10 protein-coding genes are annotated in these 11,788 nt (G+C 60.7%); 4 read left to right on the top strand and 6 right to left on the bottom strand.

What is annotated here, in order from left to right; translation table 11 throughout:
- Window positions 1–172 precede the first annotated feature (172 nt).
- Window positions 173–2,311 (bottom strand): DNA helicase RecQ, encoded by a 2,139-nt coding sequence (gene recQ / locus V7756_RS06305; RefSeq protein WP_335609291.1) that lies wholly within the window; start codon window positions 2,309–2,311, stop codon window positions 173–175.
- Window positions 2,312–2,431: 120 nt separating this feature from the next.
- On the opposite strand from recQ, the gene V7756_RS06300 reads away from it, so the two are divergent.
- On the top strand, window positions 2,432–3,022 hold the full coding sequence (locus tag V7756_RS06300) for a YecA/YgfB family protein (protein WP_335609290.1): 591 nt from the start codon (window positions 2,432–2,434) through the stop codon (window positions 3,020–3,022).
- A 42-nt stretch (window positions 3,023–3,064) separates the two neighbouring features.
- Here V7756_RS06300 and V7756_RS06295 read toward each other — a convergent pair whose 3' ends face one another.
- The 3 genes from V7756_RS06295 to V7756_RS06285 all read right to left on the bottom strand — a co-directional run bounded on the left by V7756_RS06295 (window position 3,065) and on the right by V7756_RS06285 (window position 5,147).
- Window positions 3,065–3,709, bottom strand: coding sequence for a DsbA family protein (locus tag V7756_RS06295; protein WP_335609289.1), 645 nt, complete (start codon window positions 3,707–3,709; stop codon window positions 3,065–3,067).
- Window positions 3,710–3,733: 24 nt separating this feature from the next.
- A complete protein-coding gene (gene trhO, locus V7756_RS06290) occupies window positions 3,734–4,681 on the bottom strand; it encodes an oxygen-dependent tRNA uridine(34) hydroxylase TrhO (protein ID WP_335609288.1) in 948 nt (315 codons plus the stop codon).
- Window positions 4,682–4,832: 151 nt separating this feature from the next.
- Window positions 4,833–5,147, bottom strand: a complete 315-nt coding sequence (locus V7756_RS06285) for a BolA family protein (protein ID WP_335609287.1) — start codon at window positions 5,145–5,147, stop codon at window positions 4,833–4,835.
- 194 nt (window positions 5,148–5,341) lie between these two features.
- Here V7756_RS06285 and fumC point away from each other — a divergent pair, with 194 nt between their 5' ends.
- The gene (gene fumC, locus V7756_RS06280) at window positions 5,342–6,742 is read left to right on the top strand and encodes a class II fumarate hydratase (protein WP_335609286.1); all 1,401 of its coding nucleotides are present in this window, start codon (window positions 5,342–5,344) and stop codon (window positions 6,740–6,742) included.
- Here fumC and V7756_RS06275 read toward each other — a convergent pair whose 3' ends face one another.
- Window positions 6,743–7,720 (bottom strand): DMT family transporter, encoded by a 978-nt coding sequence (locus V7756_RS06275; RefSeq protein WP_335609285.1) that lies wholly within the window; start codon window positions 7,718–7,720, stop codon window positions 6,743–6,745.
- Window positions 7,721–7,838: 118 nt separating this feature from the next.
- A complete protein-coding gene (locus V7756_RS06270; protein ID WP_442908961.1) occupies window positions 7,839–8,801 on the bottom strand; it encodes an HPP family protein in 963 nt (320 codons plus the stop codon).
- 112 nt (window positions 8,802–8,913) lie between these two features.
- On the opposite strand from V7756_RS06270, the gene V7756_RS06265 reads away from it, so the two are divergent.
- Together V7756_RS06265 and mnmC are read left to right on the top strand one after the other, a co-directional pair.
- Window positions 8,914–9,249: a 4a-hydroxytetrahydrobiopterin dehydratase gene (locus V7756_RS06265; protein WP_335609283.1), complete on the top strand. Its 336-nt coding sequence runs from the start codon at window positions 8,914–8,916 to the stop codon at window positions 9,247–9,249.
- 443 nt (window positions 9,250–9,692) lie between these two features.
- Window positions 9,693–11,720, top strand: coding sequence for a bifunctional tRNA (5-methylaminomethyl-2-thiouridine)(34)-methyltransferase MnmD/FAD-dependent 5-carboxymethylaminomethyl-2-thiouridine(34) oxidoreductase MnmC (gene mnmC, locus V7756_RS06260; RefSeq protein WP_335609282.1), 2,028 nt, complete (start codon window positions 9,693–9,695; stop codon window positions 11,718–11,720).
- Window positions 11,721–11,788: the final 68 nt, after the last annotated feature.

Genomic DNA, 11,788 nt, shown 5'->3' with positions numbered 1-11,788 from the left:
GTCGGAGGTTATCCTGGCCGACTGTAGGGCAGCTTGCGCTGCTGGACGAGATGAAACTCGCCCTTCCCTGGCGAACGCTGGGGTTGGGCCAGCAGCAACGCTACGTGACGATGCGAGCGCTCCCTGCAAAAAAACCCTCGGCCGACGAGCAGAGATGCAAGCTGCAGACAGCTTAGCCGCTGATTTCGGCGACCAGCGCGGCGCGGATACAGTGCAGCACACCCTCCTCCACCGCTTCATCCAGATCCTTGGCAACGGTGCGCACGCCTGGCAGGTCTTCGCCATCGTGGTTGAGGAAGGCATCCTGGATACGTTCCAGCTGGACCGGGCCTATATCGATTGCCTGCTCCAGCGTCAGATCACCGGTAGCAATAGCCTGCGCCAATTGGCCGTAGACCTGGCGCAGTGGCTTGCCAACCTGCACTGCCACCTGCTCTGCGCTCATACCTGACAGTACCAGCGCATTGATTTCATGCCCCTGCGCCTTGTCATCCTGCTCAACTGCCGCCACGGCCGAATCGCTGCTGTGCAATACCTGCAAAAAATCGGCGCCATAGCGCTCCAGTTTGTGCGAGCCGATGCCGCTGACCAGACCCATATCCTGCAGACTGGTTGGGCGCTGGCGCAGCATATCGACCAGGGTACTGTCGGGGAAAATCACGTAGGGCGGCACGCCGTGCGCATCAGCCAGCTGTTTGCGCTTGGCGCGCAACGCCTCCCACAGCTCGCGGTCGGCGTCGGCGATGACCGCCTTGTTGCCGGTTCTGCCCACCGGTGCGCTGCTGCGCGTGATGTCCTTGCGCAGCAGCAAGGTTTCTTCGCCCCGCAATAACGGCCGGCAGCTGTCTGACAGGCGCAGGCTGCCAAATCCATCAAGATCGATCTCGACCAGCGCGCGGGCGATCAACTGCCGGAATACCGAGCGCCACTCGGTTTCTGCCAGCGATTTGCCAATGCCGTAGGTCGACAGATGCTGATGGCCAGCGGTACGGATCTTCTCGTTATCACGCCCCAGCAGAATATCCACCAGATGGCCGACGCCATAGCGCTGGCCGCTGCGGTAGACGGTAGACAGCGCCATACGCGCCGGCTCGCTGCCATCCCAGGTTTCGACCGGCTCCTGGCAGTTGTCGCAGTGGCCACAGGGTTGGGCCAGCTCCTCACCAAAGTAGCCCAGCAAGGCCTGGCGCCGGCAGCTGGTCATCTCGCACAGCGCCAGCATGGCATCCAGCTTGTGCCGCTCGATGCGCTTGTGACGCTCGTCGCCATCGGAATTGGCCATGATCTGGTTGAGCATCAGTACGTCTTGCAGGCCGTAGGCCATCCAGGCGTCCGCCGGCAGGCCGTCGCGCCCGCCGCGGCCGGTTTCCTGGTAATAGGCTTCGATACTCTTGGGCAAGTCCAGGTGCGCTACGAAACGTACGTTCGACTTGTCGATGCCCATGCCAAAGGCAATGGTGGCGACCATGATCAAGCCTTCTTCATTGAGAAAGCGCTTCTGATGCGTGGCGCGCAGCTCCGGCGGCAAGCCGGCGTGATACGGCAGCGCCGGCCAGCCCTGATCGCTGAGCCAGGCGGCGGTGTCTTCCACCTTCTTGCGCGACAGGCAGTAAACGATGCCGGCGTTGCCGCGATGGCCGCGCAGAAACTGCTGCAGCTGCTGGCGCGGTTTGTCCTTGGGTACGATGCGGTAAAAAATATTCGGCCGATCAAAACCGGACATGAAACAGGCCGCCGACTCCAACTTCAGCCGCTGGACGATTTCGCCCTGGGTCCGCTCATCGGCGGTGGCGGTGAGCGCCATGCGCGGCACACCGGGAAACAACTCGGCAAGCTGCCCCAACTGCAGATATTCCGGACGAAAATCATGCCCCCACTGCGATACGCAGTGCGCCTCGTCAATGGCGAACAGCGCTATATCCAGCGATTGCAGAAAATTCAGGGTGCGCGCCTTGAGTAGTCGCTCAGGCGCCATGTAGAGAAACTCCAGCTCACCGGCGCGCATCTGGCGGGCAATCTCGCGCTGCTGGTCATCGGTCAGGGTGGAATTGAGCGCCGCCGCGCGCAGCCCCAGCTCGTTGAGCGTGGCCACCTGATCGTCCATCAAGGCAATCAGCGGCGAGACCACCACGGTCAAGCCCGCCCGCAGCAACCCCGGCACCTGGTAGCACAGCGACTTGCCACCGCCGGTAGGCATCAGCACCAGCGCGTCGCCACCGGTGGCGACCTGGTCGATGATATCGGCCTGTTGACCACGGAATTCGCCGTAGCCGAAAACGTCACGCAGTTGTTGCAGGGCTTGCTCGCGCATGGGACTCCTTTGCAGGTTTGGCCAGTGGCGGGACCACCTTATCGGCCGCCGAGTATAACGCCTTTGGCAATTGTCCGGGGGCATGCGTAAAATGCCGGCATAACCAATGAGAGGTGTCCCATGTCATTCAATGATCAACTCCAGCGCCTAGAGCAATTCCTGGACGCCGATGACCTGCACGATGAAGCGCTGGATTACATGGCCGCCTGCGGCTATCTCGCCGCACTGTCGGTCAGCCCGGAAGACGTTCCTGCCGAGGAATGGCTGGCCGAGCTGTTCGCAGAGATGCCGAACTACGCCGACGAGCAGCAGCAGGCTGACATTGTCGGCACACTGCAGGAGCTCAAGTCACGCATCGCCCGCGAACTGGCCAGTGATGAAGACCTCGAGCTGCCCTGCGAGCTGAGCCTGGGTGACGAGCCGGATTATTCCGACCTGCGCAGTTGGTGCATAGGCTTCATGGAAGGCGTGTTTCTGCGTGAAGAAGCCTGGTTCGAAAATGACGAAGAGCTGGTGAGCGAATTGCTGTTGCCGGTCATGGTGGGCTCCGGTCTGTTTGCCGATCAGCCTGAATTCATTGAGATCGATGAAGATCAGGATATGGTCGAGGATATGATGGAACACATCCCGGGCGTGCTGACGCAGCTCTTCCTGCTGTTTCACGCGCCGGAAGAGAAGCAGAAGCCAGCGCTGATTTCACCGCGCAAGTAAGCTACCCCGGACTGACGCGGATCTCGGCAATCGAGATCTGCGTCAGGCAGTTACCTCCCCACGCTTCTCCCCCGCCGCAACCCAGCGCGCCAATAACGGCAATACCTGTTCCGCCGCCTGATAACCGTTAGCCAGCAAAGCCAGTTGCCCATCGCGCTCAGCCAGCAGAATCGGCAGACCGGCCAGGCCCAGATCTGCCACCCAGCGTACGTCGGCCACCGTAGCCTCATGCATCGCCTGCTGGTCAAACAACTCACTGAAAGCCGCTACCGGGTAACCGGCCGCTTCGGCCAGCCGCATCAACACCGCCGCGTGGGTAACTTCCTCGGTTTCTACATAGAACGCCTGCTGCAGCGACCGCACGAAATTCCAGGCGCTGGCAGAATCCAGCTCGCGGGCTACCACCAATGCACGACAGACCGGCTCGGTGTTGTATACGAACGTGGCCGGCAGATTCTGCGGATCACCCACCGGCTGACCGCTGTCCTGCGCCACCGCCTGCCAGTGTTCGGCCAATACGCTGCGGGTATGTTCATCCAGCGGCGCGCCATGATTGGCGCGCAGGCCGCCAGCGACCAGATGCAGCGGCAAGTGAGGGTGCGCCGCAGTGATGGCATCGATAACCGGAGCAAAGCCCCAGCACCAGGAACACATGGGATCCATCACGTAAATCAGGCGCTGGCTCATCGATTACCTCGCAAAAGGGTCGGATTAGTCCACCTTGGCGTTAGGTGAGGCCAGGTGCTGTGGCTGACCGATAGGATGCGGCTGATTGCGCACTTTGGCCAGCGTAATCTGCCGCTGCCGCTCTATGGCGCGCTGCCGGGTTTTTTCCGGCAGGCTGTCATAGCAGTGCGGGCAGCTGATGCCTTCCTCGTAGAGTACCGAGGCCATATCTTCGGCGGAAACCGGATGGCGGCAAGCGTGGCATTGGTCAAAGGAACCGGGAGCCAGATCATGGCGCACGGTGACACGGTTATCGAACACGAAGCACTCGCCGTTCCACAGCGACTGCTCAACCGGAACCTCTTCAAAATACTTGAGAATGCCGCCCTTGAGATGAAACACCTCGTCAAAACCCTCTTCCAGCATGTAGCTGGAGGCTTTTTCGCAACGAATGCCGCCGGTGCAGAACATGGCGACTTTCTTGTGTTTGGCCGGATCGTAATGCGCTTTGACGTAATCGGGAAACTCGCGGAAGGTCTTGGTCCTGGGGTCGATGGCACCTTCAAAACTGCCGATGGACACCTCGTAGTCGTTACGGGTATCGATCAACAGCACTTCCGGATCGCTGATCAGCGCGTTCCAGTCCTGCGGCTCGACGTAGGTGCCGACGCGCTTGGTCGGCGATACGCCCTCCACACCCAGAGTAACGATCTCTTTCTTCAGCTTGACCTTGGTGCGATAGAACGGCATCTCGTCACAAAGCGATTCCTTGTAATCGAGATCGCTCAGGCGTGGGTCGCTGCGCAGCCACGCCAGTACCGCATCCATGCCACCGCGCGGGCCGGCCACGGTGCCATTGATGCCTTCGCGCGCCAGCAACAGCGTACCTTTGACGCCATTGGCCATCAGGGTATCGAGCAGGGGTTGGCGCAGAGCCTGGTAGTCTTCCAGCGAGACGAACTTGTAGAGTGCCACAACAACGATTGCAGACATGCTTACCTCGGTATTCAGTTGACGCCCACGTAAAGGGCGCACTTCTTCGTTAATGCCAGCGGGCCAATGGGCGGCCTACCTAGCGCGGCGGCATTCTAGCAAAGAGCGACGCGGGACAGAACCGCTGCGCGGCCAGGTTTACAACTCGAGCTTACTGGTCGGCCTTGCTACCGCCCAGGCAATTTGGTGAATCCGGCGCCTGCTGACGAGCCTGCCACTCCTGTTCGGTGTAGGTGTGCAACGCCAAGGCGTGAATCTGCTGCATCAGCGGACCCAGAGCACGATAAACCGCCTGATGACGTTTGACCGCGTTAAGACCATTGAACTCTTCGCTCACCAGTACTGCCTTGAAGTGCGACTCCGAGCCCGGTGGTACGCTGTGCATGTAGCTTTCATTGACCAGCTCGATATGGCTCGGCGCCAGCGCCTGCAATGCCTGTTCCAACGCCTGTTGAGTAGTGCCCATAATCACCTCCGGTAAATCGGGTGGTCATTGTAGCGCAAAGCTGCCCGCGCCATGGACGAACCCATGGTGCCAGCCAGAGTCGAAGCGCTATGGTGGCAGTGCCGTTCACACTGGCTCGGCTATGCTGCAACCATCAGGTTCAAGGCAGGCACCGCCATGGTGCCCATCCATCCGTACAGACAAGGGAAACCACTATGCCCACCCGCACCGAAACCGACAGCATGGGACCGATTGAAGTGGCCAGCGATCGCTACTGGGGCGCGCAGACGCAGCGCTCGCTCGCGCATTTTGCCATTGGCGAGGAGCGTATTCCGCTACCGGTGGTGCATGCGCTGGGGCTGATCAAGAAAGCCGCCGCGCGCACCAACCGCGAGCTCGGAGAACTGGATGCCGAACTGTCCAATTTGATCGAGCGCGCAGCTGACGAGGTGATATCCGGGGCGCTGGATGATCATTTCCCGCTTTCGGTCTGGCAGACCGGCAGTGGCACCCAGAGCAATATGAATGCCAATGAAGTAATCGCCAATCGGGCCAACGAGCTGGCTGGCAAACCCCTGGGCGGCAAGCAGCCAGTGCACCCCAACGATCAGGTCAATCAATCGCAAAGCTCGAACGATACCTTTCCCAGCGCCATGCACATCGCCGCGGCCTTGCAATCTCACCAACGCCTGCTGCCTGCGGTGTGCGCGTTGCGCGATGCCCTGCAGGCGCAAGTGGAGAGACATGCGCAATTAATCAAGATCGGCCGCACCCACATGATGGACGCGACACCGGTCACCTTTGGCCAGGAGTTATCGGCTTTTGTCGCGCAACTGGAAATGGGCATGCGTGCGGTTGAACAGGCCATGCCTGCCGTGCTGGCGCTGGCCCAGGGAGGTACTGCTGTGGGCACCGGGTTGAACACCCCGCCGCGCTTTGCCAGCGAATTTGCCCGAGTGGTCGCCGAGCTGACCGGCCTGCCCTTCACCAGTGCCGATAACAAGTTTGCGGCTCTGGCCGGCCACGAACCGCTGGTCCAACTGCATGGCGCCTGCAAGCAGCTGGCAGTCACCCTGATGAAACTGGCCAATGATCTGCGCCTGCTCGGCAGCGGCCCGCGCGCCGGCTTTGCCGAAGTACGGTTGCCGGCCAACGAGCCCGGCAGCTCGATCATGCCCGGCAAGGTCAACCCCACACAGTGCGAAGCGCTGTCCATGGTGGCCTGCCAGGTGATGGGCAACGACACCACCCTGAGCATTGCCGCCAGCAACGGACAGTTGCAGCTCAACGTGTTCAAGCCGGTGATCATCCACACCCTGTTGCAATCGATCCGCCTGCTGACAGATGCCTGCGACAGCTTCCGTGAACACTGCGTGGAGGGTATGCAGCCCGACCCTGCGCGCATGCGCGAGCATCTGGACAACAGCCTGATGCTGGTCACCGCACTCAATCCGGTGATCGGCTATGACAAGGCCGCCGACATCGCCAAGAAAGCCTACGGTGAAGGCACGACGCTGAAACAGGCGGCGTTGGCGCTGGGCTATCTGGATGAGGCCGGCTTCGACGCTGCAGTCCGGCCCGAGCTGATGCTCGGCGACCATAGCGCCGAGCACTGATCAGGGCGCAGGTGGCGGCGTGATAGTCAGTCTGCGCAGCCGGCGGTTGCGCAGGTTCTGAATCAGACTCGGCGCCAGCGCAATCAGCGCCGAGCCACACACCACCATGAGCGCGCCGAGATAGGCCAGGGAATTGAGCAGCTCAGGCTCGATCAGGCTGGGCCAGAGCATCGAACCCAATGCCACCATCGAAAAGGTAAACAGCGGCGTGGTTGCCACGGTCGCGCTCACCCGCGAGGCTTCCCAGTGCGCCAGTGCCTCGGCGAAGGCGCCATAGGCCACCAGCGTATTGAGACAGCAGCCGAGCAACAGCCAACGCTGCAGACTGCTTAGTTGCAGTACTTCCAGAGGCGCAGCCAGCGGCCAGAGCAGTAACGCACAGGCCAGATAGATCACCATCATCACGGTGACCGACGACCAGATAGTCAGCAACTGCTTCTGCGCCAGCCCGTAGAGCGCCCAACTGAACGCCGAGGCGATAGCAATCAGAATACCCAATGTGTAGCTGCTCATCTGCGTCAGCAACTCCACCAGCCGCTGATTGAAGAACAGCGCAAAGCCGGGGATCAGCACTGCCAGACCTATCACCTGGCCAATGCCAAAGCGCTCGCGAAACACCAGCATGCTGCCCAGCATCAACATGATGGGGGCGACCTGAATGATCAGCTGCATGGTGCCGGGCGTGAGCCGATTCAGTGCCATCAGATACATCACGTAATTGAATGCCAGTCCGAGAATGGCGACCAGCAGCAACCCCCGGTTACGCTGGGACAGCGCCTTGATTGACGGCAACCGGCGCTTGGCGGCCAACCAGCAGAACAACACCACGCCGGCGCTGAACAGCCGATACCAGGTCACGGTGTAGGGATCCATGACCTTGAGCACTTCCTTGAGCATGATCGGCAGCACACCCCATAGTATGGTGGTGGTCAAGGCCAACAGAAATCCGTACAACCAGCGACCGGAAGCGACATGCATGAAGGGAGCTCGGGAAAGAAAAAGGGGAAAGACGTTATTGTAGAGTGCGGCAGCACAAGCCGACAGCAACAGCTAAGCAGCGGTTAGAGCAGTAACTGTTATGGTTCGACACGCCTGATCATGAGGCCAGCACCCGGTGCCAGGCTTCACTGTCCGGGTCAGCCTCAACCCGGTAACGGGCCCAGCGCAAAAACTCGCTGGCGCGGCAGATGCCATTGCCGCCTTCGCCGCGCCCCTTGACGATGCGATAGCGCACCCGCCCCGCTCGGCCGGGGCGATTTACCACCTGGATGACTTCACGCACCGACCAGTTATCGCCAGGCAACCCATTGCTGTAAAAGCGTCCCTCGGCCAGATCTTCAGCGCTCACACCCTTGCTCTGGGCATTGGCATTGGCCAGCTCGACCAACCGCAACAGGTCATCAAACTGGATATCCATAAAGGAGTTCATTTGCTTGAGCGCGTGCTCGAAGTCCTCCGGCGCGATACCCGGCGCCCGCGTCACCTCGTGCCGGACCAGGGCCAGCGGATAACGGCGGCTTTCAAACAGGCTGTTGAAGCACATTGCAGCGCAAACGATGATCACGCAATCGAGCAGGATCGGGTAAAGCACGAAGCCATAACCGGCGTCTGCCACCGTCGGCCCGCCCAACACTACAATCATCGCCGTAGCGCCACCGGGCGGGTGCAGACAGCGCGCGTACATCATCAGCAGTACGCTGCCACCGACCACCAGAGCAGCCATGACCGCATTGCTGGGCAACCACTGGATGCAGGCAATCGCAAAGGTGGCCGATAGCACATGGCCGCCAATTACCGGCCAGGGCTGGGATAGCGCACCATGCGGCATGGCAAACACCAGAATGGCAGTGGCGCCCATCGAGCCGGTCACCCAGAGCGCGCCTTCGGCGCCGAAGCCCAGATGCGTGGTCCAGTAAACCAGCAACAGTGACACCGTGGTGCCCAGCGCTGAAATCGCTTTTTCCCGGTGACTGGTGCTGTCCGCGCGCCAACCGACAAAACGGAGCCCGCGTTTCCACCCCCGCCTTACTGTCAGAAAAATTGCCCGAACCTTACTCACTCGCTGTCACTCAGATCATGTATATCGCGCCATGATACCCCCTCTGGCGGCTGACCTCATAGGAAGGGCCGGCTGCTATGCTGAAGACAACCTGCAATCACTGGAGTCTGCAATGACCGATCTTGCCAACGAAACACTGGATAACAGCCAGAGTGCTGCCAGCCAATTACCCACAGAGCAGGTAAGCGCTCTGCTGCGCGAGCTGCCTGGCTGGGTACTGAAGAAAGTCGAGGATGTGGAGCGCATCGAAAAGGCCTTTCATTTTGACGATTTCAACGCTGCCCTGGCCTTCACCAACAAGGTGGCCGCTATTGCCGAGCAGGCCAACCATCATCCCGCCCTTCTGACCGAATGGGGCAAGGTAACCGTAGGGTGGTGGAGCCATGCCTTGGGCGGACTGCATCGCAACGACCTGATCATGGCCGCACGCACCAATGAGCTAGCCTGACGGCGCCCCGACGCGCAGAGATGACAGCTTGATGACGGTTTCATATTGCTTGGCAACATGCCTCGCTCGTCTTGTAGCCAAATGGTCTAATAGAAGCGATACAGATCACTAAACTCAGCAGATACCCATGTTATAAAGCAACCTGTGGAACACGAACTGCCCCTTTGGGGCTTGTATCAGTCGTTGTTCCCTTCGCTGAGCCGTCACCACGGTCAGCGTTCGTAAAGGTTCTCACAAGGAACCGATAGCCAATAAAAACAAAAAGGCGTATGCCATGAAAAATCTGATCAAACCCAAATGGTCGACCGTCGGCCTGGTATTTCTTGCCACCTGGCTATTGTTGATATTGCCCAACATGAGCTGACCGGCATGCCGATCTCGACGCAGCGTTCAGGCTGTGGCGAGGTTACAATGGCTCCGTTTTTTCTGATTCCGGAGCCTTAGTGAGCAAGCCAAGTTTCCATTCTGCAGAACTGGACTGGATAGAGGGCGGACAACCCTTCTCCAGCCTGTTCGCCGACGTCTATTTTTCCCGCGATGCCGGCCTGGACGAAACGCGTCACGTGTTTCTGCAGCACAACAGATTGCCCGAGCGCTGGCAGGCGCTACCGCATCAGGCGCAATTCTGCATAGCGGAAACGGGCTTTGGCACCGGCCTCAATTTTATCGCTGCCTGGCAACTCTGGGATCAGTTGGCCCCGCCAGATGCGCAGCTGCACTTTGTCAGCACCGAGAAATACCCACTCACGCCGGAAGACTTGCGCCGGGCATTGGCTCTCTGGCCTGAGCTGTCGCCCTGGAGTGACCAACTGCTGGCGCAGTACAATGGACTGGCACCAGGTTGGCAGCACTTCAATCTGGCACAGGGCCGAGTCACCCTGACGCTGCTGATTGGCGATCTGTTCGACACCCTGCCGCAGTTGGATGCACGGGTCGATGCCTGGTTTCTCGACGGCTTTGCTCCAGCCAAAAACCCCGACATGTGGCAACCTGCGTTGTATCAGCGGATGGCTGAACTCTCCACCGAACAGGCTACCGTAGCCACCTTCACCAGTGTGGGCGAGGTGCGTCGAGGCCTGCAGGCAGCCGGCTTCAGCATGCGCAAGGTAAAGGGCTTCGGGCGCAAGCGCGAGATGCTCAGCGGCGAGCTGAACAGCCGCCCCGCCCTGCCCTGGCAGGCCCCATGGTATGCCAGGCCCATTCAAGCCGAACGCAGCGCAGACCACGTATTGGTGATAGGCGGCGGCCTGGCCGGCTGTAGTACTGCCCACGCGCTGGCGCGCCGCGGTTGGCGCGTTACCCTGCTGGAACGGCATGCCGAGCTGGCGCAACAGGCATCTGGCAACGCGCAGGGCATACTCTACGCCAAGTTGTCCCCCCACCACCCACCGCTGTCGCGCTTCATTCAGGCGTGCTACCAGTACAGCTTGCGCCTGCTGGACTACGAACTTGCAGATGCCCCTGACGCCTGGCAGGCATGTGGTGTGCTGCAACTGGCAAAGAATGAGAAGGAAGCGGCGCGTCAGACCCAGTTGGCCGCCCAGGGTTATCCCCCGGACTTTCTGCAGGCCGTCGACCAGAAACAAGCCGGCGAGCTGGCCGGGGTCAGCGTCAGCAACGGCGGGCTGTTCTTTCCCGCCGCTGGCTGGGTCAATCCGCCCAGCCTGTGCCGGCAGCTGGCTAGCCATCCTTTGGTCCAGCTGCATTCTTCGGCGCAGGCCGAGCAATTGCAGCGCGTAGACGGCCTTTGGCAGGTCCGCGACGCGCAAGGCAAGGTGCTCGCCAGCGCGCCGGTTGCGGTTATCTGCGCAGCTCAGGACAGCACTCGCTTCACGCAAAGCAGCCACCTCCCGCTCAAAGCTATTCGTGGCCAGATCACCCATCTACCGGTGACTGCCGACAGTAGCGCATTGCGCAGCGTGCTGTGCGCCGATGGTTATATCTCACCAGCACGACAGGCTGAACACCATCTGGGCGCCAGCTTCCGCTTTGATCGTCTGGACAACGAACCCAGTAGCGAAGAGAACCTGAGCAATCTCGACCTGCTGGCGGCGCTCTCGCCCCAGCTTGAGCAGTGCTTTGCCGACCACCGCACGCAGGCGGGCACGCTGCCCGCGCGCGCCGCATTGCGCTGCACCGCCCCGGACTACCTCCCGCTGATCGGACCGCTGGCAGACCCTCTAGCCTTCGCCGAGCGCTACGCAGTTCTCGCCAAGGATGCTTCGCAGCGACCTGCTGCTGAAGCGCCCTGGTACGAAAATCTCTACATCAATGCGGCCCATGGCTCCCGCGGGCTGATCAGTTGTCCACTTGGCGCCGAGCTGGTAGCTGCCTGGATCACCGGCGAACCCTTGCCGTTGCCACAGGATCTGGCCGCCGCCGTGCACCCCAACCGCTTCATGCTGCGACGTCTGATCAGAGGCCAGGCGGCCGACCGTCAGAAAGCAGGCAATGGGGCCTCACTAGACTGAGCGGGCTGTGCTAGCCTTTGGCCAACACCATCACAATACCAACCATGACAATCGGCTGATGGATCAAT

This window comes from Halopseudomonas sp. (assembly GCF_036961105.1).
Lineage (GTDB): Bacteria > Pseudomonadota > Gammaproteobacteria > Pseudomonadales > Pseudomonadaceae > Halopseudomonas.
The sequence above is the reverse complement of the archived record's forward strand: the minus strand, read 5'-3'. Positions and strand labels throughout refer to the sequence as shown.